The following is a 21,970-nucleotide window of genomic DNA, read 5'->3' as shown; positions in this document are numbered from 1 at the left end:
CAACTTCAAATGGCACAAATGTAGAATTCCCAATTCGGTAAAATTCTTTATCACCCATTTCAGTTTGAACAAATTCATTCTTAAACTTTTCAAATGCTTCATCAACAGTTTTAGAACTTAGTTTTGCACTCTCTATACTTGCAAATATCGCATATGTAACAATCATTGATATAACATAAAATGAGATTGTTTTTGTACGTGATCTCAACTCATCTCTTCCCCCGTTTTTTATTTTAACTCTTAAAATACTTGAATTAACTTCATGTTATTTTCTCAGTTGCTCTTGTTAAAATAACCTCCCTCAATATACAAAGTGAAATCTGCCCCTTAGTTGAAGAAAGTATGTCCATTTAATGGTATCACAAAATGGATATTTCCCTTATTATTCAAAAGCAACAATCTATACGAAAACAGCATCATAAAAGAAGGATTCCGTCTATCGGAATAGAAAGTATAGGGGGAAAACAAAGAAGTGGAGGTGGTGACCAGGTGCCCAAATGGCTTTTGCGTCTGGAAGGTTTGGCTGTTTTGCTTGTCAGTTTGTATGTATATGCTTTATTCGATTACAGCTGGATGTTATTTTTTCTATTGATTATGGCGCCGGATTTATCCGCCTTAGGCTTTCTCGTTAATCAGCGTGTTGGAGCCATATCGTATAATATCTTCCACACATACCTGTTCGTATGGCCCTTTATCTTATACGGCTCCATTTGGTCAAATGACATGCTACTGATGATAGGCTTGATTTTTGCTTCCCATATTGGGATGGACCGGATATTAGGCTATGGACTGAGATATACAAACATGCTGGAAGAGAATCATCTACGTAAGCTATAAGAGGTAAAGTGGGAGGGGTTAAATGGTATTCATTTTCTTATTTGTCTTCATTGTTGTAGTGGGATTAACAAATACTGCTGTTTTTAAACTTGCAGGTAAACATAGGGGAAGAAGGCTTTGGTCTGGCTTAATTTTGATTCTTCTTTCCCCTATCGTCTTTTTTATCACGATTGCTGCAATCGGACCTTTTGATTCAGGAGGATTTGGGACAGGATTATTTGCGGTTTTGTATGGATCCGTCTTTTTTATGAATGGGCTTATTATGATTATGATTGGTTTGTTTACAGCAAAGAGTAATAAGAAATGATAAGTTATAAAAGTGGCAATCAAATTTATCCATTTAAACCTATAACTTCAAAATGTAAAAAGATAGAAACCCAGATGTAACATTGTAGCTATATAATAAACATACAAACTACATAGAAGGAACGATGACAATGGACAAAAAAGAATATGAACAAAAAAATGATTCTTTAAATCTTTCACCAGTAATCAAAGATTATATTCAAAATAGAACAACGTTAGAAGATTTGGAGCAACTGAAGCACTTGATCGCCAAACGATATGCGGTGTTAAAAGTGCCAGGTCTTGATTAAGAGAAGGATAAGCATTTTAGAGAACGTTCTAGAATGCTTTTTTTCTTTTTGACGGAATAAATGGCCTCTAATGATGAGAGGCCGTTCAAATATTAATGATTTTTCTTTTTGAGCTCATCACTGATTTCCATTAAAATTAGCAAAATTAAATAGAGCATAATAAAAAGCACTAGTTCTTGCGTAAAGAATACCAGTATTGCAATTAATACCATCCAAACCCCAAAATACTTTCTGTTCATAGAATCGTCCTGATATTCATGCTCATAATTAATGGCTAACTAAGATCATTCCAGTTACAGTTCATTTTAGTATAGAAGTTAAGAAATAATGACTAATTTAAAAAGGGCTGTCCTTAAAAGTCAATCTTCCCTGACTCTTGGAACAGCCCTAATCCTTATTTCATAAAAACCTCTGCCCGTTTCTCCAAATAGCGCTGCAGAACCGATACGACGGAGCATATTGCCCAATAAATGAGCGCAATCAAGATGTACATAGTCATGTAATCTAATTCCCGCCCGCCGACGATTTTGGCATGCTGAAAGATTTCCGGCACAGTAATCATGGCTGCGAGCGACGAAGCTTTGATTAGATCAAGCATCACGTTTGATAGCGGAGGGAGGGCAATGCGGACAGCCTGAGGGAGAATGATACCTCCTAAGGTTTGCCAATATGTAAGTCCGAGTGATTGTGATGCCTCCCATTGGCCATGGTCGATCGCCTTGATAGCCGAACGATTGATCTCGGCGATATAAGCAGCACTGTTCAAGCTGAAGCCAATGACAGCAGCTTGGATGGCTGTGAATTCAATACCGATTACTGGGAAACCAAAATAAAGGATGAACAGGATGACAAGAATCGGTACACCACGCATGAACGAGATATACAGGCTAGACGGCAGTCGCAGCAGCCAGTTGGCCGAGCTGCGCCCTAGTGCCAGGAATAGCCCGAGCAGAAGACCGAAAATCATGCTTGTAAAGGAGATGAACAGGGTGTTCCATAATCCTTCCAGTACATAAGGCAAGGAGTCAATGGCCAAGCTTGGGTTAAATAAATATTGCCACTGAATTTGTTCCATATTAATGCTTACTTGCTTTCCTCAAGTTCAATTTCTTCACTTACGTCTGCACCATTATAGAATTGTTTCGATAATTTCGTGAGTGTTCCATCTTCCTTCATTTTCTTCAATGCATCGTTGAAGGCATCCCGCATATCCTCGTTCTCCTTCTTCAGGATGATGGAGGCACTGCTGGGGTTATAACGGATTGTTGGATGAACGGTGATATCCAGGTCTGAATAGTAGGAGACGGCCAGCGTTTGCGTGTAGTAGTCATTTAGGATGATATCTGTACGTCCTGTTGATACATCACGCAAGTATTGGTCATTGGTTGCATTATCATATATAACCTCTTCAGCGCCGTATGTACGGGCGACCTCCATATAGGTAGTCGTTGCTTCGCCGGCTGCTTTCTTTCCTTTCAAATCCTCCAAGCTATCAATGCCTGATAGATCAGATTTCCGCACAATGGCAGCTCCAACAGAGTGCTTGTACGGATCGGTAAATCCAAACTTCTCCTTCCGTTCGTCTGTAACCGTGATGTCGTTAATGGCGAAATCAACCTGTCCGCTGTTAATGGAGGAAAGCATCCCGTCAAAGGCCATTTCCGTAAATTCAATTTTAAGCCCAAGCCGGTCTGCAAGCTCCTTCGCTACTTCGACATCATATCCTGTCAATTCATTGGAGTCAGAATCATGATAAGAGGCAGGAAAGAGTGTGCCGGATGTAGCAGCCTTCAATGTGCCCTTCTCCTTGATGTTTTCCCATGCAGTCTTGTCTGTTTCATTATTTCCTTCTTTTTCACTAGTACAGGCAGTGATGACTGATAAAATTGCTAAAATAGCTATTAAGCCCTTACATTTTTTTAATAACTTAACTGTTTTCATTTAATTTCACCCCCTGTAATACTATATCATCTCTTGTCTATGTTCAAAATAAAATTTTACAAATTTCACGTTGATTGAGACAATTTTCCTATAATATGGAAGGTGAAATAAAATTAATTAAATTATCAAAATATTATGTTCTTTTTGTCGAAAATATGTTAATATATCAAAATATTAAAGAAAATGATAAATGATGGAATAAGCTATATCGTTATTTATCGGAATTTTCACACAACTAGGAATGGGAGACGATGACATGAGCAGGAAAGACTACATCATAGACCGGATGTACAAAGCTTCAACAGGAATTGCCAATGCTGTATTGGTAACGCTCGGGATTGGCCTTTTATTCGAATCAATCGGGGGATACTTTGATTGGCAAATGTTCCTGACCATTGGTGGTGCTGCAAAGGTATTGCTTGCTCCTGCATTAGGTGCCGGAATTGCTTACCAGCTTGGCGGTAATTCTTTGGTAATCTTCAGCGCAATGGCCTGTTCCTCAGTAGGGGGAGCTGCAATTCAAAAGACAGCAGAGGGCGCCTTCACAATTGTGACAGGGCAGCCAATTTCCGCAGTACTAGCGGCAATCATTGCTACATATATCGGAAAGAGAATGGTTGGTAAGACAAAACTAGACATCATGGCAATCCCGCTTGCAGCCATCTTTGTCGGAGGAATTTCAGGAGTTGGGCTTGCGGCTGTAACGACACCGCTCTTAACTTGGATCAGCGCGCAAATCACTGCCTCTGTCCAAGGGTCGCCGCTTATTGGTTCCATTGTTCTTTCACTTGTATTCAGTTTATTGTTAATGACACCAGCATCCTCTGCCGCACTTGCGATTGCCTTACAGCTGGATCCTGTTTCAAGTGCAGCAGCATTGATTGGTTGTACAGTCCAGTTCGTCGCCTTTACAGCAATGTCTTATAAGGATAATGACCTTGGCGGATTCTTAGCCCAATCCATTGTTACGCCAAAGGTTCAATTTCCGAATCTTATCAAGAATCCAATCTATATCATCCCTGCTTTCACAGCGTCTGCAATAGCAGCGCCGATTGCGACGATGGTATTTGATTTCAAAGTTCCATATGAGCTAGGGGGAATGGGATTAAGCTCCTTGATTGCCCCAATTAATATATTAGCAAACCAAGGATGGGGTGTATTCCTTATATATGTAGCGGTTGGAATGATCCTTCCTGTCTTGATTGCCGTATCGATTCACCGCCTGCTGAAAATGGCTGGAAAGGTTCACCCTGGTGACTTAAGGCTGGAGGTTCAATAACCGGCTCCTTTATTAGAGAGAAGCATAGTGGTACAATAGGCATATAGTCTATGAAATAGGAGCGTGGTCAGCAGTGAAAGGAATCATTGACCGCTTTGAAGGGGATATCGCTGTTGTTGAAATTGACGGCGAAACGCAGGATTTCCCAAAGAAAATCTTCCCGAAAGAAGCTGAAACCGGTGATGTTGTAGAAATTTCCGGCGATAAAGTAAAGGTTTTGAAGGACGAAACCGAGAAGCTTCGGAAGGAAATTGAACAATTAATGGAAGATGTTTGGGAAGACTAAAATAATTTCGAAGGCCCGGTGCTAATCTGCTGCTGGGCTTTTTTCTATTGTCGTTGGGTATAAAGTCCCTTTTGTCGAAAAAAACAGATGGAAAAGATAGGAAAACCTAATCTTTTGTCCAAACGGCCCGTTCACTAGAATGAAATTAAAGGAAAGCGCTTTCTTAGTCCTTTTGTGCAAGCGTTTGCCTTGTCGTTTTATACTAAATGAGAGGGAGTTGACGATGTTTACAAATAAGAAGAGAATCACCGCATTGCTAGCCGTCTTTTGTCTGTTGTTCGCATTTTTTCCAGAGTTGAGCATTAGGGCAGATGCTGGGAAAACGGAGATAACAGTCCATTACCAGGAATCAGACGGAAATGAGAAGGATTGGAATCTGTGGGTGTGGGCAGAGAGTTTGGATGGTCATGTGCAGCCATTCACGGGAGAGGATGAGTTTGGCAAGGTCGCTCATTTTACTTTGGATGGGACTTATGAGCGTGTCGGTTTTATCGTTCGGACGGATGCCTGGGAGAAGGATGGCGGCGACCGATGGATCGAGGGGATTGAGGATGGAAAAGCGGAGGTGTGGGTCATGTCAGGAGATGATGAAGTATATTATTCAGAGCCAAGCAATGAGCCAGTCATCAAGAAAGCCTCAATGGATGATTTTGATCAAATTGCTGTGACAACAAACATCCCGCTTGATATCAGGCAGACTGCCATTGAATTGAGCGGAGCGGATATTCAGGAGATTATCCCGGCTGACGGAAAGGGAAATGTAACGAATCAATTTACGTTAAAGACAAAAAAGAAGCTGGATGTCAGCGGTTCTTACCAAGTTCGTATTGAAGGGTATGGAGAGCAGCTGGTTGAGATTGGGAAGATTGTTCGTACAGAGGCTTTCGACAGACTTTATTATTATGATGGACAAGACCTTGGAAACACGTACTCTCGTCATTCGACGAAATTCCGTCTCTGGGCCCCGACAGCTTCAGAGGCAAAGCTGGTCGTTTACTCGAAATGGGATGATAAGACTGGCAGAGAAATTAAGATGAAGCGAGGAGAAAAGGGTACATGGACCGCTAAACTGCGCGGGAATCAGAATGGTCTCTTGTACACCTATAAGGTCAAAATCGGAGATAAGTGGAATGAGGCAGTCGATCCTTATGTCCGAGCGGCCTCTGTCAATGGATTAAGGGGAGCTGTTATTGACCTCTCCAAAACGAATCCAAAGGGATGGGCTAAGCATAAAAAGCCTAAGCTGAGTAACCCGGAGGAATCGATTATTTATGAGTTGCATGTTCGTGACCTGTCCATTCAGCCAGAGAGCGGAATCAAGCAAAAAGGGAAGTTCCTTGGTGTAACGGAGAAAGGGACGAAGGGACCTAATGGACTGCCAACAGGACTTGATCATATTAAATCACTCGGTGTTACACATGTTCAATTCCTGCCAATCTATGATTATAAAACGGTAGACGAAACAAAGCTTGACCAAGCCCAATATAATTGGGGCTATGATCCTCAGAACTTCAATGTTCCGGAGGGCTCTTATTCAACAAATCCATATGACCCTGCAGTGCGGATCCAAGAATTAAAGCAGATGGTTCAAACCTTGCATGGAGAAGGACTCCGTGTCGTCATGGATGTTGTGTATAATCACATGTTTGATGCAGCCGAATCGAACTTCCAGAAGCTTGTTCCTGGCTATTATTATCGCTATAACGAGGATGGTACATTAGCCAATGGCACGGGTGTCGGAAATGATACGGCCTCTGAACGCAAAATGATGCGAAAATTCATCGTGGACTCCTCAACCTATTGGGCAAATGAATATAAGCTTGATGGTTTCCGTTTTGATTTGATGGGCATTCATGATGTTAAGACCATGAATCTCGTTCGAAAGGAATTGAAGCGTATCGATCCGACCTTCATTGTTCACGGGGAAGGATGGGATTTGAATACGCCACTGCCAGCTGCAGAAAAAGCAAACCAGAAGAATGCTGCAAAGATGCCAGGTATTGGCCATTTCAATGATGATATCCGTGACGGTCTGAAAGGAAGTGTCTTCATTGACCAGGATAATGGTTTTATCAACGGGAAGGCCAACATGGAGGATCGAATCAAGAAGGGAATAATGGCTGGCCTTGATTACGATCCTGCTCAAGCAACCTACCAGGATCCTGAGCAGGTGCTGACCTATGTGGAAGCCCATGATAACCATACCCTTTGGGATAAGCTTGAATTAACAAACCCGGAAGCGGGATATGAGGAAAAAAAGCAAAGGCATAAGCTCGCCTCCTCCATCATTCTCACCTCACAGGGAATCTCGTTCATTCATGCAGGGCAGGAATTCATGCGGACAAAATATGGGGATCACAATAGCTATAAATCACCTGATTCCATCAATCAGATGGACTGGAAGCGTAACGCGGCGTTTTCTCATGAAGTGGATTATATGAGGGGACTAATTGACCTTCGCAAGAAGCATGCCGCTTTCCGGATGACCACGGCAAGCGCAATCAAGGAGCATATCGACTTCTTGGATGCACCAGCCAATGTGATTGCCTATACGATTGATGGAGAAGGCAAAGGAAAGTATAGAAGTCAATACTTCATCGCTCATAACGCAAATAACGGCGCAAGGGAGCTTACACTACCGGCGAATGCCTCATGGAAGGTGCTTGTAGATGGGGAAAATGCTTCAGCCAAGTCACTCTATACCATTAAGGGTGAGCAATTGGTCGTTCCAGCTATGAGTACGGTCGTTCTCCAAACAGAGGTTAATGTGAAGAAAAAGAGATAAACGATCAAGATAAAAAGGCACGGGGTTCCCGTGCCTTTTTGTCAGGTTGTCGAATGTTTTAAATAAGCACAAAACCAGTAACCAGCTATTCGTTCAACTTGCGCCTAGGCATAATGGAGAAGATTTTCGCGAGAATAGTGTTCTTTTATATTTAGATTCACCCATAATTGTTCATTCATTTGAGAAATGATTTTTCGTTATCATGTATTTCCTGTTATCTATTTGGTATAGGGTGCATAGGTTTTCCTTTATATTCGTTGATATTTGTAGGATTTTTGTCTTTCGGGTCTTTATTGGTTGTGACTATGATTTCATTGGCCCCAACAGAAGCTCCTAATGCGTTGACAGCCCTAACACTATACGTATAAATGGTATTCGGTGTCAGGCGATTGTCTGTGTAACTATTATTCTTTGAAGTTCCAACAACGACACCATCCCGGAGAATTTCATAATAATCGGCACCGGATGCTTGATTCCAAGTTAACGATACTGTTACTTTTGTCTTGGTTTTTACAGCTAGTTTCGTTGGATTCTCAGGAAGACTTTGAACTTCATTCGAAATTAATCGATGAAACGTTGTGTTCAATACATTTCCTTTTTTATCAAATGCTTTGACATAATATGTGTAATTTTGGCCTGACCTAAAACGAGCATCTTTATAATTCGTGTTTTTCGTGCTTCTCAGTAAACGATCATCCCTGTATACTTCATACTTTACTGCACCATCTATAGGCTCCCATGAAAAAGAAGATTCAGAAGATGTGATTTTGTCGATGCTGATGATTCTTTGAGGTAATGTTTCGATAAAATGATATGTTTTCGGGGCTCTTTCCAAAAGTTTTGCTTTTGTGTCTTCGTTCAAATAGTATAAGGCCATTGCTTCTGCAAAGTATTCTTCTATATAGGCAAAATAATAGAATACAACATGATCATGGAATAATGGTTCGTATTCCTCCTCGTGGATCTTTGCAAACTCTTCTAAATTGGAGATATCTAATCCTGCTGCTGCAGAGTCTATCGCATGGCTTAACTCATGAAGTTCCAGGTTAACCGTCGAGTGACCCCTTCCATAATCACTATATCCAATGCGAGCCGCTGTTACAGGGATTCCTCCTATGCCAGGCACATCATCCCATGTTAATCCAGTCCCTTCCCACCCTCGCGGAACAACTCCTTTCAAATAGAGATACTCTGGCAAATATGTCACTGGGAAATCTGTTAGTATAAGACTCACTCCAGCTTTTTGAGTCTCTGAAATTAATCTTTCGTTAATTTTGGAAACCCGGTCAATCATATTTTGAGCTTCCTCTACATCATAATCGTTATCGTCATCCTGTACGCCAATTAGCTTTTTCAGTGTTTCATTTTGAAAAGTGTGATTATGAGAATAGTCTTCGGCTGCAAAGGCGTTTGAGCTGAAAGCTAACAAGAATACAAAAGTCAAAGCGAAAAGTATGGATATATTATTAGGTTTCACAGGCGTTCTTTTCATCAATCAGCATCTCCTTATCAATAAAATAGTTTATTACCTGAACGAACTGCAGATTCACCTCCTATCTACTAAAAATGCAAGTATCATGCCAAATTCTGTTGTTTTAATAAAAATAGGAAAAAACATATATATATAGAAAAGAGCAATGATAAACGGAAATCAGGCGGTGGGAGAGAGGTGCAATCTTCCGATGTTCTGTATATTTTTTAGACAAACAGTTAATTAAATGTATATTTTCTTTGACACCTCATACTAGAAAAATGAAAGCTTATGTGAATCAAGCAGAGGTAACTGTCAAATAAGGTCGGTATAGCAAGAATGATTGAAACTGGATAGATCGTATAAGAAGAGTAAATACATAGGTCGTACTCATTATCTTCTTCAGTAAGGATGGACAAAATCAAAACGGCCACTAATCTGGAAAGGTTTCAAGGGGATTAGCCGAGGCGCTAAAAAAAGACAATGGCTGGTAAGCATCTATAGAGAATGAGAAGAAGCACGAATGAAAGGGTGAGTCAGTCTGTCAAAGAACAGACTTATCAAACAGCAGCGTGTCAAAGCATGAAAAAAAGCCCTGCCTCTAGCGAAAAGGACCTGGAGGTAAGGCTTGTTATAATAACTATTTCATATTTTCAAATCCTGACAATCAGAGGTTCACCTAGTCTTGATTGTTTATGAAGCTTCAAACTGATACGTGGCTTCTTGTGTGTTAGTGCATCCAATCTTGAGGAGATAATCTATCCTCTCCGGTGATTTCCCTAAGTACTCTGCATGGATTTCCTGCAGCAATCACGCCAGGAGGAATATCCTTCACAACAACACTGCCGGCACCGATGATGCTGCCAGCTCCGATGGTTACGCCTCCGCAAATCGTTGCATTGGCGCCAATCCATACTTTCTCTTCGATGGTGATGGGCTTAGATGTGCTGATTCCCTGTGCGCGCTGCTCTGGGTCAATGGCATGGCCCGCACAGGCGATGCATACGCCCGGTGCGATGAATGCATCTGCACCAATATGAACGGGTGAAGTATCGAGGATCACACAATTGTAGTTGATGATGGTCAGCCCGTTCGTATGGATATTGAAGCCGTAATCACAGCGGAAGGAAGGCTCGATAAAGGTCAGAGGATGACAAGTCCCGAAAAGCTCCTTTAAGATAGAGGCTCTCTTTTCTCCTTCATCCGGCCGAGTTTGATTGTATTCCCAGCATAAGGTTTTCGCTTTAACTTGGAGGTGGTTCGGCATATCTTTATGGTCTGCATTGTACGCTTTTGGTTGTTTCATCAAATCAGTCATTTTCATATGGTTCTCTCCGTCATGTTAGTTTCTAGTATAAACAAGTATAGGGATATTAGGCAGGGCTGTACAGACCTTGGGGACGAGAGCCGCAAGAAGAACCGCCAAAGACGTTGTTAAGCTTCCCTTCAATGATCTAGTCTCCTCTTCTTAAGGGAAATCAGGATTAGTATGATGAAGACAGCGAAGATGAATGAAGGAAGAAACACAGAGCTTTTTAAAACAACCTTGAGGTGAAATGGGGCTTCATGGATAAAGTCTGCCCTGATCCACCCGCTGCCCCTGTACGGCAATTGATTTTGTAGTGGAGATGCCTTTTATGGCATAATACGTTATCCCGATTGGAAAATGGTTGGAGGCATGACCCTCCTATTCCCCTGTATATTCGTCCGGTTTGGTCTCTACCTCTTCTATGTTCCTACCACTCTTACTTTCTTCAGCATGCTCCTCCAGTTTGGCCTCCTAAACTAATCCATCCCAAACAATATAAGAGGTTGACCAAGATAAGGCATGAACAGGTGGTGCGATTAAAAGGAACAAGGATAGAATGAGAATCTTTTTCATAGATACCATCTAGTTCTCCACCTCGCTTATAATGGCTGTGTCATTTATTGGTTAATGGGATTAGATAGAAATCTTCTATCTAAGGTAAGAAGAATATAAAAATATCGACAAAACATTGTGAGAAAATCTAACAATAAACGACAATCCTCTTCATTCCTCCCGTTTTGATTTAGTGCTTATATCCTATTTTACAGGAAAAAGTTTCCTAAATATTCTGTTTACGATATAATTAACAATCATATCTTATAAGTCGTGTCATTTTTCTTTACATAAGCAATGCGACACGTCATCCACATCTAAAAGGAGCTCTATTCCTTTTCTTCCGTTTATCTTTACACAAAATGTTTCTAAGAAGACCGATTCGAAGTTGTCACTTTCGTATTAGGACAGGCTTAAAGGAAACACCCTCTCTATTCAAAGAATCATATAAATCACCAGCATTCTCGTTATTTTTCAATCCATTAACAAAAAGCAGCATATGTTAGAAGCTTTGTTCGGTACATCCATGCCCGGCTTTATTTTGCATTCCTATTTTCAAAATGAAAAAGAGGAGGTTTTTGCATGAGTAAACCTGAGAAGGCAATTCTCGACAATTTCAAGGAAGTGAATCAGGGGCTTTCCCATCAGGAGGCGGCGGAGGAATCAGCACGCTGCCTGTATTGCTATGATGCTCCCTGTATTCAAGCATGTCCAACTAGCATTAACGTTCCCGCTTTTATTAAGAAAATCTCTTCGCATAATTTACGAGGAGCTGCAAAGACAATCATGACCGCCAATCCAATGGGAGCGAGCTGTGCCCGTGTATGCCCGACCGAGGAGCTTTGTGAAGGGGCATGTGTATTGAATCACTCAACCAAGCCAATCATGATTGGAAATCTTCAACGCTATGCGACAGATTGGGCGATGAAGAATGAACAGCTCCTCTTCAAGGCAGGACAGCCAAATGGCAAATCTGTGGCCATCATTGGCGGAGGGCCAGCCGGTTTGTCGGCTGCGCGTGAGCTTTCCTTGCTTGGCTATCGAGTAGTCGTGTTTGAGGCAGAGGAGAAGGCGGGCGGCTTAAATACATATGGTATTGTGTCATTCCGGCTACCGCAGGCAGTTTCATATTGGGAGGTTGACCAGGTCCAGGGCCTTGGTGTGGAGATTCGAACAAACACAAGAGTGGGAGTCGATGTCCAAGCGGAAGAAATCCTGGAGAATTTTGATTACACGCTGCTCGCTGCCGGTATGTCAAATGTACCGGACCTCGGCATCAACGGAGAGGAGCTTGAAGGCGTCCGTGATGCAATTGAATTTGTGAAGGAGACGAAGCAAGCTCTTGAGCAATGTGATTTGAGAGGAAAGAAGGCAGTCGTCATCGGTGCCGGCAATACGGCCATTGATGCAGCAACTTGCTCAGTCCGGCTTGGAGCGGATAATGTGAAGATTCTATACAGGCGAACAAAGGAAGAGATGACAGCCTATGAGTTTGAATATGAATTTGCCAAGCAGGACGGGGTTGAGTTTAGATGGCTGACAGCTCCGGTCCGTATTCTCGCCAATGAGGAAGGAAAGGTGAGCGGAGTGGAATGCATCCGTATGGAATTAGGACAGGCGGGACCTGACGGGCGCAGGCGGCCGATTCCTGTGCAAGGCTCGAACTTCATCATTGAGGCAGATATCGTTATCAAAGCCATCGGCCAATCAAGACATGTCAGTTTAATTGAGCAATTTAATGTAAAGCATGAGGATGGCGTTGCCATCATTGACCCATTAACTTATCGAACATCAAATGAAAAGGTATCGGCTTGCGGGGATTGTATATTCGGTAAAGGACAGGGAGAGGCCATGGTTGTATCTGCTGCTCAGCAAGGCAAAGAGGCAGCTTATGCCATTCACAAGCTTTTATCACCGGCTGCGAGTGTGACAGCATAGCTGCTTTTCAGGTCATGAGGGGGACAGGGAAGCAGTAAAACAATAGGGAGGTTTATATAATGGCAGACTTAAAGATTAATTTGGCAGGCATTCAATCACCCAATCCTTTCTGGCTGGCGTCCGCACCACCGACGAATTCCGGCTACCAGGTTCAGCGGGCCTTTGAAGCGGGGTGGGGAGGAGCCGTCTGGAAGACTCTCGGAGACCCGATTCTCAATGTTTCCTCTCGCTTTGCCGCTGTCAGCTTCAACGGACAGCGGGTTGCGGGCTTCAACAATATCGAATTGATCACAGACCGTCCGCTTGATGTGAACCTGAAGGAAATCTATGAAACGAAGAAGCGCTTTCCAGACCATGCTATCATTGCTTCACTCATGGTCGAACCGAAGCAGGAGAAATGGCATGAAATTGTCAAGCGGGTGGAGGCTGTGGGAGTTGATGGACTGGAATTGAATTTCGGCTGTCCCCACGGCATGGCTGAGAGGGGGATGGGAGCTGCCTCTGGACAGGTCCCTGAGCTGGTCGAACGCCAGACTTATTGGGTGAAGGAGGTGGCAACGACGCCAGTCATTGTCAAGCTTACACCAAATATCACGGATATCACTGCGACAGCTGAGGCGGCCGTTCGCGGAGGGGCAGATGCCATCAGCCTGATTAATACAATCAACAGCTTGGCCGGCGTTGACATTGATACGTGGAATACGGTCCCGCATGTTGGAGGAAAAGGAGCTCATGGCGGCTACTGCGGCCCAGCAGTGAAGCCGATTGCCCTTCATATGGTCGGAGAATGTGCTCGAAATCCCCGTATCAACATCCCAATCTCTGGGATAGGCGGAATTTCCAACTGGCAGAATACGGTTGAATTCATACTCATGGGGGCAACCGGTGTGCAGGTATGTACCGCAGCGATGCACCACGGGTTCCGAATCGTTGAAGACATGATTGAAGGTCTTTCTAATTATCTGGATGACCGGGGCATCGGTTCGGTAATGGAGCTTGTTGGGAAGTCGGTTGAGAAGTATTCGGACTGGGGCAATCTGGATCTCAATTATAAGATTGTGGCCCGCATCAACCAGGACAACTGTATTCATTGCAATAAATGTCATATTGCCTGTGAGGACACGTCGCATCAATGCATTGACTTATTGAAGGATGAGGCAGGCGCAAGCTATGTCAAAGTGAGGGAAGAGGATTGCGTTGGCTGTAATCTCTGCTCGATTGTCTGTCCGGTGGATGATGCGATTAATATGATTGAATTGCCGACAGACCTGCCACCGATGACGTGGAATGAACGCCAGGCAGCTGTCAATTTCAGCGCCATTCAGCCAGATGTCATTGGAAAGTAATCAGCTTGACCAAAAGAGAGAAAACAAATGGAGGGAATCGCATGAAAAAAATCATCAAAAATGGAACGATTGTAACGGCTTCAGATACGTACAGGGCAGACATCGAAATCAATGATGGGGTCATTACCTCGATTGGAAACGGATTTACGAGCCAGGATGCAGAAGTGATTGATGCCGAAGGTTATTATGTTTTTCCTGGCGGTATTGACCCGCATACCCATCTGGATATGCCGTTTGGCGGTACGGTCACAAAGGATGATTATGAAACGGGAACAAGGGCGGCCGCTTTCGGTGGGACGACAACCATTATTGATTTCTGTTTGACGAGCAAGGGAGTGCCGCTGAAGGATGCCGTCGAGACGTGGCATAACAAAGCCAGGGACAAGGCGGTTATCGATTACAGCTTCCATTTGCAAATTGTCGAAATGACAGAAAGTGTTTTAAAAGAGCTCCCGGTTATCTCTAAGGAGGAGGGCATTACTTCCTTTAAGGTTTTCATGGCATACAAAAATCAATTCCAGGCAGATGATGAGACATTATTCAAGACGTTAGTAACGGCAAAGGAACTAGGAGCCTTGGTAATGGTTCATGCAGAAAATGGCGATGTTATCGACTATTTGGTCAAAAAGGCGCTTGAGGAAGGGAATACAGAGCCGATTTTTCATGCACTCACAAGACCTCCGGAGGCGGAAGGTGAGGCGACAGGAAGAGCGGCAACATTGACAGGTCTTGCTGATTCACAATTATACGTTGTTCATGTGTCCTGTGAGGATGCGGCAAAGAGAATTGCCGAGGCTCGTGCGAAAGGAATTGATATATGGGGAGAGACATGTCCGCAGTATTTAGTGCTTGATCAATCCTATTTGGAGAAGCCTGATTTTGAGGGGGCGAAATATGTCTGGTCGCCGCCGCTTCGGGAGAAATGGAATCAGGAAAGCCTGTGGAACGCACTGAAATCCGGTCAATTGCAAACTATCGGCTCTGACCAATGCTCCTTTGATTTTAACGGGCAGAAGGATCTCGGAAAGAGTGACTTCTCGAAGATACCAAATGGGGGTCCGCTGATTGAGGACCGGGTGAGCATTCTTTATTCAGAGGGAGTCGAGAAAGGAAGAATCAGCCTTAATCAATTCGTTGACCTCGTTTCAACAAAGGCAGCAAAGCTATTTGGTCTCTATCCAAAGAAAGGGACTATCGCTGTCGGTGCAGATGCGGACCTTGTCCTCTTCGACCCGAATAAAGAGAGAGTGCTGTCTGCCAAAACCCATCATATGGCCGTTGATTATAATCCGTTTGAAGGAATGAAGGTTAAAGGGGAGCCTGTCACGGTGTTATCACGTGGAGACTATATCATTAAGGATAAGGAATTCGTCGCAGAGCCTGGCCGAGGCCAATACATTAAGCGGGCGAACTATAATGAAGCGCTAGTTCAGAAGGAGGACGCTGTTCCGTCTAATTAAAAAATGAATAAAGGGTGGGTGCCTTAATGGAAAAGAAGCCAAATTATTTAAAGTCTCCAGATTTGCTGCCTATTAGTTATGAGAATCGAAAGATCGGGCCATTTGGCTTTGCGGTCATATGGGTCGGAATGGCGATTGTGCTTGCTGCGTTTGCCATCGGCGGGGGTGGAATCATTCAGCTTCCGCTTGGGACGGTTATTCTGGCAACTGTTATTGGGTCTGTCGCCATTGGGATTTTAATGACAATCATTGGGGATATTGGCGTTGAACATGGACTGTCTTTTCCTGTTTATATGAGAGCACCCTTTGGGACCATCGGAACGCATATCCCATCTATTGTCCGGGGGATAACGGCTTCTTGCTGGTTCGGGATTAACACGTATTTTGGCTCAACAGCCATCAATGCTGTGCTGAACCTTTTGTTTGGCTTTGATAACTGGATTCTTTGCTTTCTGTTATTCACGGTCTTCCAGTTGGTCAATACCGCAATGGGAATCAAATCAATTGAACGGTTTGCGGATCTTGCTGCCCCAATTATTATCCTTATCTCCTGCTGGATGTATATTACGCTTGCTGATAAGGCGGCTAGTGCCGGCAAGGATATTTGGTCATGGGTGGAAAGCCCGGCTGCCGGGGGCTCCGCCTTTACGGCCTTCATGATTGTCGTTATGGCCAATATGGGCTTCTGGGCGACTCTCGCTGCTGATATGCCATCATTGTCCAGGTTTTTTAAAGCCCCAAGACATGAACGCAGCTGGTTTAAGCGCAATAAGACGCAGCTTCTCGGAAGTATTGTCGTGATGCCAATCTTTAATACACTCATGATTGTCATAGGGGCCGTATCTTACATGGCTGTTGGTACGTCAGATCCGATTATTGCCTTGCAGGAATCAGCGGGCGGCATCGTACTTGGTGTCCTTTTGTTGATGATTGTGCTGGCGCAGTGGTCGACTAATACATCGGCAAATGTCATTCCGGCCGCAACAATCTTCTCTAATGTCGGCGGACCAAAAGTGCCTTTTTGGGTAGGCGTTATTATTGCCGGTATGATTGGGATTGTGGCACAGCCATGGAGCCTGTTTGAAGTGTTGAACTCTGCCTTGCTCATCATCGGTGGAATCCTGACCGCCATTGTCGGTATCCTGTTTGCCGATTATTATTTGCTTCGCAAGAGACGTGTCCATGTCACGGACCTCTATGAATTAGAAGGTCAATTTAAGTATTGGAAAGGAATCAATTTTGCCGGGTTCATTGCCTGGATTATCGGCGGAGGCATTGCAAACGTGCTTTCGGCCTATTCCTCGCTTGTCGGGTTTGCCTGCGGGGCCTTCCTTTATTATGTACTCGCTAAATATTGGTGGTTCAAGATGTATCCGCAAGCGGAAATTGAAGATCCGAGTGATGAGAAGTTTCTTGGAATTACAGCCGGAAGGGATTGGGAAATCAGTGAAGCTGACCCTGATCCGCCCCTGGGGGCAAAAGCAGTTCCGGAGTAAGCATGATGGGAGGATTATACATGTCAGATTATGCAAAGTATGTAGAGGAACGCAAACGAATTGATTCATTTCTTGCACAGGGCTTCACGATTCAGCGGGTAACGGAGAACCTGGACGGGGCATATGTGGAATTTACAAAACGAGAAGATGCCGGAGGAGCATATGAAAAGCATATACTCCATATCATCACCCCGGATGCAAGGAAATATTTCTCCGTCAAGCTGATGGAGAGTCAAGCGAAAACCAGCACAGTTCAGAATTAAGTCTTCGTCATTTTCATAAAGGAGCGTGGCGCTAGAGTGGAAGGACAAAAACTATTAATCAATGGAAAGAGATTAAAAGAGACATTGGAGAAATTCGCGGAATTCGGCAAGACGGAGAACAATGGCGTCACCCGCTTATCTCTGTCAGAGGAGGACCGTCTGGCCCGCCATTACTTGCGGAATTGCTGCGAAAAGCTTGGGTTAACGGTTACATATGATGACCTCGGAAATATGTACGCAACCCTTGAAGGGACAGAAGGAGGACCGCCAATAGTAATGGGTTCTCATCTGGATTCTGTCAAAAGGGGCGGCCGATTTGATGGAGTGCTTGGTGTGGCGGCGGGGCTTGAGGTTGTGAGGACCCTTGTAGAAAATGATATAAAACCGCGCTATCCAATCACCATTGTCAATTTCACGAATGAAGAAGGAGCCCGATTCGAGCCGTCTATGATGGCCTCAGGTATCCTGTCAGGAAAATTTGATAAAGAGATTATGTTTGAAAAGAAGGATGTGAATGGAACGACTTTTGGCGAAGCATTAAAGGCCATTGGCTATGACGGGGATGAAAAAGAGCGTTTGAAGGAGGGCAGAGCTTTCCTAGAACTGCATATTGAACAAGGCCCTATCTTGGAGCAGGAATCAATCTCCGTTGGCATTGTCGGCTGTGTTGTCGGCATGGTCTGTTATGAATGGACGATTAAGGGAGAGGCTGATCATGCCGGAACAACTCCTATGGCCATGCGGAAGGATGCCTTGTTTACTGCGAATGATATCATCACTGCTATCAGGGAGCAGCTCGGAAATCTCGATGCCGAACTCGTCTATACGATGGGCAGAATGACTGTTCACCCGAATATTCATACCGTCATTCCGGATTCCGTTATCTTCTCTTTAGAGGCCAGACATAAAGATCCAGCCGTAATGGCGAAGGTAGAAGACATCATAAGAAATGTAGGAAAAAGCTTTGACCAGCAAGATTGTCAGGTTGGAATTAAAAAGCTATGGGGCCGGGACACTGTCATGTTTGATGAGCAGTTATGTGGCACGCTTGAAAAAGCGGCTCAAACTCTCGGAATCTCTTCCAAGCAGATGGTGAGCGGAGCCGGACATGATGCCCAGTTCATCGCCTCTTATATCCCAACGGCCATGGTGTTCGTACCCAGTGAAAACGGCAAGAGCCATACCGAGGTTGAACGGACATCCTGGGAGGAATGTGAAAACGGGGTAAATGTCCTGCTTGAAGCGGTTATGGAGCTGCAATCCATTTAATGAACGCAGTGCCGGACAAATAAATGTATGTATAAATCCGGGTAGAAATTTACGGAAAAAGAGAGACTAGGAGGGAGCACATGTCAATGATTAAAGAGGAAACACTCGTGTTGAAGAATTATATAAATGGGGAATGGGTCGACCCGAGCGGAGCGAATTCCATTGATGTACCGAATCCAGCAACAGGTGAAGTTCTGGCAAAGGTGCCAATCTCAACGGCAGAGGATGTCGATAAGGCCGTGGCTGCGGCAAAGGAAGCCTTTAAGGAGTGGCGTTATGTTCCCGTGCCAAAGCGGGCGAGGATTCTTTATAAATTTCATTATCTATTGACAGAGCACCATGAGGAACTCGCGAGATTGGTTGTTTCTGAGAATGGGAAGGCTTACAAGGAAGCATACGGGGAGGTTCAAAGAGGGATTGAGTGTGTTGAGTTTGCCGCTGGTGCGCCAACCTTAATGATGGGAGAAACATTATCCTCAATTGCTGAAGAGATCGACTCTGAGATGTTCCGTTATCCGCATGGGGTCGTTGGCGGAATCGCGCCTTTCAACTTCCCGATGATGGTTCCGCTCTGGATGTTCCCGCTCGCTATTGCATGCGGAAATACATTTATCTTAAAGCCGTCTGAACGAACGCCTATGCTTGCGAATCGTCTCGCAGAGCTGTTCACAGAGGCAGGTGCGCCGAAGGGCGTGCTGAATGTCGTACATGGGGCTCATGATGTTGTAAATGGTCTTCTCGACCATGAGGATGTCAAGGCTATTTCATTCGTCGGATCGCAGCCGGTCGCCAAATATGTCTACAGCCGCGCAGCAGCAAATGGTAAACGGGTGCAGGCTTTATCCGGTGCGAAAAACCATCATATTGTCATGCCCGATGCTGATATAAAAAAGGCTGCCGGAAATATTATCAGCTCAGCATTCGGAAGCGCTGGCCAGCGCTGTATGGCCTGCAGTGCGGTTGTCGTGGTTGGTGAAGGACAAGACTTTGTCAAGGAGCTGAAAAAGCAGGCAGATGAATTGGTCGTTGGAAACGGATTGGAGGAGGATGTCCTCTTAACACCAGTAATCCGGGAATCACAAAAGGAGAAATTACTCAGCTATATTGATAAAGGTCTGGAAGAGGGCGCTAAATTAATCCGGGATGGCAGGGAAGGGACAGATGAGCTGAAGGAAGGATATTTCATGGGCCCGACCATCTTTGACCATGTGAAGCCGGAGATGACAATTGCCAAGGAAGAAATGTTCGGACCTGTCCTAAGTCTGCTCAGGGCGGAATCACTTGATGAAGGACTGGAGTTCATTCGGAAATCACGTTATGGGAATGGAGCAACTATTTATACGAAGGATGCCAGGGCTGTCAGGCAATTCCGGGAAGAGGCAGATGCAGGCATGCTTGGCATTAATGTCGGTGTTCCGGCGACAATGGCCTTTTTCCCTTTCTCCGGCTGGAAGGATTCTTTTTATGGAGATCTCCATGTAAATGGGAAGGACGGCGTCAATTTCTATACACGCAAGAAAATGATCACTTCACGGTTTGACTATTAAGCGGACAGGGGGATGAATCATGACGGAAGTGAAGGAAGAGACAGGTTTGCTGGCTAAGGATGCGGAATATGTATGGCATTCGATGAAGCCGTATAGTCCGGATTCTACCGTGATTGCCGACAAGGCAAAGGGCTGCTGGGTGACGGATGCTGATGGAAACCGGCTGCTCGATGCAATGGCAGGCCTTTGGTGTGTCAATATTGGATATGGCCGGGAGGAATTGGCGGAAGCAGCCTATGAGCAATTGAAACGCCTGGCTTATTTTCCGCTCAGCCAAAGCCATGCACCGGCAATTGCACTGGCGGAGAAGTTAAACGAGATGCTTGGCGGTGATTATGTCGTTTTCTTCTCTAACAGCGGATCGGAGGCGAACGAGGCAGCCTTCAAGATTGCTAGGCAATATCATCAGCAAAAGGGAGAACATGGGCGCTACAAATTCATCTCCCGCTACCGTTCCTACCATGGCAACTCCATGGGCGCTCTGGCTGCAACCGGCCAGGCACAGCGCAAATATAAATATGAACCGCTTGCCCCGGGCTTTATTCACGTAGCTCCGCCCGATACGTACCGTTCACCAGAAATAGCGGACACCAAGCCGCAGGAACTTCAATCCGTACAGGAAATGGACCGAGTTATGACATGGGAGCTCGGGGAAACAATCGCCGGTGTTATCATGGAGCCAATCATCACTGGAGGCGGGGTCATTATGCCGCCTGACGGTTATATGGCAGGCGTCAAGGAAGTCTGTGAGAAGCATGGGGCCTTGCTGATTGTCGATGAAGTAATCTGCGGCTTCGGCAGGACAGGAGAACCATTTGGCTTCATGAACTATGGGGTGAAGCCGGACATCATCACAATGGCGAAGGGAATCACGAGCGCTTATCTGCCTTTATCAGCGACAGCTGTTCGAAAGGAAATCTATGAAGCCTTCAAGGGAACGGATGAATATGATTATTTCAGACACGTCAATACATTCGGCGGAAATCCAGCCGCCTGTGCGCTGGCGCTAAAGAATCTTGAAATCATGGAACAGGAGGGCATGTACGACCGCTCGAAAAAGCTAGGAAAACAATTAAGGGAAGACCTCGCAGGAGCAATCGGCGAACATCCTAATGTCGGCAGTATCCGCGGCAAAGGTCTTCTCATCGGAATCGAACTTGTAAAAGATAAGGAAACGAAAGAACCACTCGACATTAAGCATGTCAATCAAATTATTGCCGGATGCAAGAAAAAAGGTGTGTTGATTGGGAAGAATGGAGCAACGGTTGCGGGGTTCAATAATGTATTAACCTTGGCGCCGCCGCTTTGTGTGAGTGAAGAGGAGCTTGGGTTGATCGTGAGGGTAATTTCGGAGGAAATCGCCAACATATAGAATGGTTTAGTCACTTAAGAGCCCGCATATGAGGGTTCTTTTTTTTAGGTTTAACTGATGCTGTATAAATGAACTCCTCCGTCAGAAACTAACTCTGTCACGAAAGGGGGAGAACATCTCATGAAATACGGTTATATCGGCCCAGGCATGCATTCAGGGCAGATTGAGCAGAAAAAAGGGCGCTATGTAACGGGTTTTGCTGTCGGCATCCTCTATTCCGATG

At 44.6% G+C, this 21,970-nt stretch carries 19 protein-coding genes; 14 read left to right on the top strand and 5 right to left on the bottom strand.

Features of this window, described 5'->3' with window-relative positions:
* Positions 1-208 (bottom strand): hypothetical protein (locus ACI35L_RS00370; RefSeq protein WP_439801983.1); only part of this gene is annotated, 208 nt, incomplete at its 3' end.
* Between the two features lie 281 nt (positions 209-489).
* Here ACI35L_RS00370 and ACI35L_RS00365 point away from each other — a divergent pair.
* From ACI35L_RS00365 to ACI35L_RS00355, 3 genes are all read left to right on the top strand, one after another.
* Positions 490-837 carry a DUF4260 domain-containing protein gene (locus ACI35L_RS00365; RefSeq protein WP_049670310.1) on the top strand — a complete coding sequence of 116 codons (348 nt, stop codon included), beginning with the start codon at positions 490-492 and terminating at the stop codon, positions 835-837.
* Between the two features lie 22 nt (positions 838-859).
* On the top strand, positions 860-1,144 hold the full coding sequence (locus ACI35L_RS00360) for a hypothetical protein (protein ID WP_049670311.1): 285 nt from the start codon (positions 860-862) through the stop codon (positions 1,142-1,144).
* A gap of 130 nt (positions 1,145-1,274) precedes the next feature.
* On the top strand, positions 1,275-1,433 hold the full coding sequence (locus ACI35L_RS00355) for a hypothetical protein (RefSeq protein ID WP_156185572.1): 159 nt from the start codon (positions 1,275-1,277) through the stop codon (positions 1,431-1,433).
* Positions 1,434-1,827: 394 nt separating this feature from the next.
* On the opposite strand, the gene ACI35L_RS00350 is transcribed toward ACI35L_RS00355, so the two are convergent.
* Complete coding sequence (locus tag ACI35L_RS00350) at positions 1,828-2,508, bottom strand: amino acid ABC transporter permease (protein ID WP_049670312.1); 681 nt, start codon at positions 2,506-2,508, stop codon at positions 1,828-1,830.
* An 8-nt stretch (positions 2,509-2,516) separates the two neighbouring features.
* Positions 2,517-3,374, bottom strand: a complete 858-nt coding sequence (locus ACI35L_RS00345) for a transporter substrate-binding domain-containing protein (protein ID WP_439801982.1) — start codon at positions 3,372-3,374, stop codon at positions 2,517-2,519.
* A gap of 256 nt (positions 3,375-3,630) precedes the next feature.
* Between ACI35L_RS00345 and ACI35L_RS00340 the strand changes: the two genes are divergently transcribed.
* The 3 genes from ACI35L_RS00340 to pulA all read left to right on the top strand — a co-directional run bounded on the left by ACI35L_RS00340 (position 3,631) and on the right by pulA (position 7,724).
* Positions 3,631-4,653, top strand: coding sequence for a PTS transporter subunit IIC (locus tag ACI35L_RS00340; RefSeq protein WP_439801981.1), 1,023 nt, complete (start codon positions 3,631-3,633; stop codon positions 4,651-4,653).
* A gap of 73 nt (positions 4,654-4,726) precedes the next feature.
* A complete protein-coding gene (locus ACI35L_RS00335; RefSeq protein WP_049670315.1) occupies positions 4,727-4,939 on the top strand; it encodes a DUF3006 domain-containing protein in 213 nt (70 codons plus the stop codon).
* A 223-nt stretch (positions 4,940-5,162) separates the two neighbouring features.
* A complete protein-coding gene (gene pulA, locus ACI35L_RS00330; protein ID WP_439801980.1) occupies positions 5,163-7,724 on the top strand; it encodes a type I pullulanase in 2,562 nt (853 codons plus the stop codon).
* A gap of 214 nt (positions 7,725-7,938) precedes the next feature.
* On the opposite strand, the gene ACI35L_RS00325 is transcribed toward pulA, so the two are convergent.
* Both ACI35L_RS00325 and ACI35L_RS00320 read right to left on the bottom strand, forming a co-directional pair.
* Entirely contained in the window at positions 7,939-9,216 is a 1,278-nt protein-coding gene (locus ACI35L_RS00325) for an anthrax toxin lethal factor-related metalloendopeptidase (protein ID WP_439801984.1), read from the bottom strand.
* 709 nt (positions 9,217-9,925) lie between these two features.
* Positions 9,926-10,519: a sugar O-acetyltransferase gene (locus ACI35L_RS00320; protein ID WP_439801979.1), complete on the bottom strand. Its 594-nt coding sequence runs from the start codon at positions 10,517-10,519 to the stop codon at positions 9,926-9,928.
* A 1,119-nt stretch (positions 10,520-11,638) separates the two neighbouring features.
* Between ACI35L_RS00320 and ACI35L_RS00315 the strand changes: the two genes are divergently transcribed.
* The 8 genes from ACI35L_RS00315 to ACI35L_RS00280 all read left to right on the top strand — a co-directional run bounded on the left by ACI35L_RS00315 (position 11,639) and on the right by ACI35L_RS00280 (position 21,747).
* On the top strand, positions 11,639-12,994 hold the full coding sequence (locus ACI35L_RS00315) for an NAD(P)-dependent oxidoreductase (protein WP_439801978.1): 1,356 nt from the start codon (positions 11,639-11,641) through the stop codon (positions 12,992-12,994).
* A 59-nt stretch (positions 12,995-13,053) separates the two neighbouring features.
* Positions 13,054-14,340 (top strand): NAD-dependent dihydropyrimidine dehydrogenase subunit PreA, encoded by a 1,287-nt coding sequence (gene preA, locus ACI35L_RS00310; RefSeq protein WP_049670319.1) that lies wholly within the window; start codon positions 13,054-13,056, stop codon positions 14,338-14,340.
* A 41-nt stretch (positions 14,341-14,381) separates the two neighbouring features.
* Positions 14,382-15,800, top strand: coding sequence for a dihydropyrimidinase (gene hydA, locus ACI35L_RS00305; RefSeq protein ID WP_049670320.1), 1,419 nt, complete (start codon positions 14,382-14,384; stop codon positions 15,798-15,800).
* Between the two features lie 26 nt (positions 15,801-15,826).
* Positions 15,827-17,296 (top strand): NCS1 family transporter, encoded by a 1,470-nt coding sequence (locus tag ACI35L_RS00300; RefSeq protein ID WP_049672822.1) that lies wholly within the window; start codon positions 15,827-15,829, stop codon positions 17,294-17,296.
* Positions 17,297-17,316: 20 nt separating this feature from the next.
* On the top strand, positions 17,317-17,559 hold the full coding sequence (locus ACI35L_RS00295; RefSeq protein WP_439801977.1) for a hypothetical protein: 243 nt from the start codon (positions 17,317-17,319) through the stop codon (positions 17,557-17,559).
* A 36-nt stretch (positions 17,560-17,595) separates the two neighbouring features.
* Positions 17,596-18,828 carry a Zn-dependent hydrolase gene (locus tag ACI35L_RS00290; protein WP_439801976.1) on the top strand — a complete coding sequence of 411 codons (1,233 nt, stop codon included), beginning with the start codon at positions 17,596-17,598 and terminating at the stop codon, positions 18,826-18,828.
* A gap of 80 nt (positions 18,829-18,908) precedes the next feature.
* Positions 18,909-20,375, top strand: coding sequence for a CoA-acylating methylmalonate-semialdehyde dehydrogenase (locus tag ACI35L_RS00285; RefSeq protein ID WP_439801975.1), 1,467 nt, complete (start codon positions 18,909-18,911; stop codon positions 20,373-20,375).
* Between the two features lie 19 nt (positions 20,376-20,394).
* Positions 20,395-21,747 (top strand): aspartate aminotransferase family protein, encoded by a 1,353-nt coding sequence (locus ACI35L_RS00280; RefSeq protein WP_439801974.1) that lies wholly within the window; start codon positions 20,395-20,397, stop codon positions 21,745-21,747.
* The last annotated feature ends 223 nt before the right edge of the window (positions 21,748-21,970 follow it).

Source organism: Pradoshia sp. (genome assembly GCF_051873915.1).
Taxonomy (GTDB): Bacteria; Bacillota; Bacilli; order Bacillales; family Pradoshiaceae; genus Pradoshia.
The sequence above is the reverse complement of the archived record's forward strand: the minus strand, read 5'-3'. Positions and strand labels throughout refer to the sequence as shown.